Raw genomic sequence first — 1,119 nt, forward strand, 5'->3', positions numbered from 1 at the left:
CCGTATTGAATCGTGTTGCCATCTTTGCTGACAGTGAGGTTCTCTTCACCTTGCACCGTTCCGATATCAACCGTATCGCCTGCTTTGACTGCACCTGCATTGTTAGAGCCATTACTTTGTAGGTTCCAACCCTTGTCTAATTCAGTCAGTGCATCACCTACATTACTGACGGATATCCCGTTGATCTCATAGTTTGGTGCTGTGACTGTACCATCTGGATTGACAATTGAGCCTCCACCCAATGCACCTGAGACACTTTGTGCTGTACCTGCCAATTGACTACCATTGATTACATCAGTCGAAGTTGGATTTACATCACCTGCTGTTACACCACTGATTTTTCCTGTTGTGCCGTCAATCGCGACATCACCAACTTGAATTGAATCAAAATCTACATCACGTGCAGTAGCGACTTCATAATTGGTACTGCCATCGGCATTGGTTGATTCAGTTACCACCATATTGTCACCTTCGGTGACTGTGGTTTTTGCTGTCACTGCATTTTTACGTACGGAGTCAATCGCATCATGGATGTTAGCTTCACCCGTATTCCCTACATTGCTGGTGGTCACCGAACCATTTGGATTTAAGACGGTTTCACCACCAATTGCGCTTCGGACACTGTCTGCAACACCATGCAGTTGACCACCATTGATTGCTTCACTTGAACCTGCGGCAACCGCTCCATCTGCAACACCACTGATTTTTCCTGTCGCGCCATCAATATTCACATCACCCACTGTGACATTGTTAAACTCAACATTATCCGCAGTTGCAACGTTATAGATGTCTTGTCCATCTGCACCTGTGGTTTTGGTCACCGTGATGTTCTTACCTTCGGTCACTTCGGTTTTTGATGCCGCAGCCGCTGAATCTAATTGATCCTTGTTAACTGCATCGGTACCCACTGTGCCTGGTGCAACATTGCTGATTTTGTTACCCGCAACATCAATACCTGCTTTGGTGATACTTGGGCCATTGCTGATCATTACACCATTGTCATTGATGACGGTATCGCCTGCCGTGACGCTATCCACTTTCAAGTCACGGTTTAAGCCGTATTGAATCGTGTTGCCATCTTTGCTGACAGTGAGGTTCTCTTCACCTTGCACCGTTCCG

The 1,119-nt window shown here is 46.5% G+C and carries 1 pseudogene; it reads right to left on the reverse strand.

The features are described from left to right. Nucleotides 1-1,119 (reverse strand): annotated as a pseudogene (locus tag F957_RS03455) (hypothetical protein); the annotation flags it as partial.

The organism is Acinetobacter gyllenbergii CIP 110306 = MTCC 11365, from assembly GCF_000413855.1.
GTDB lineage: Bacteria > Pseudomonadota > Gammaproteobacteria > Pseudomonadales > Moraxellaceae > Acinetobacter > Acinetobacter gyllenbergii.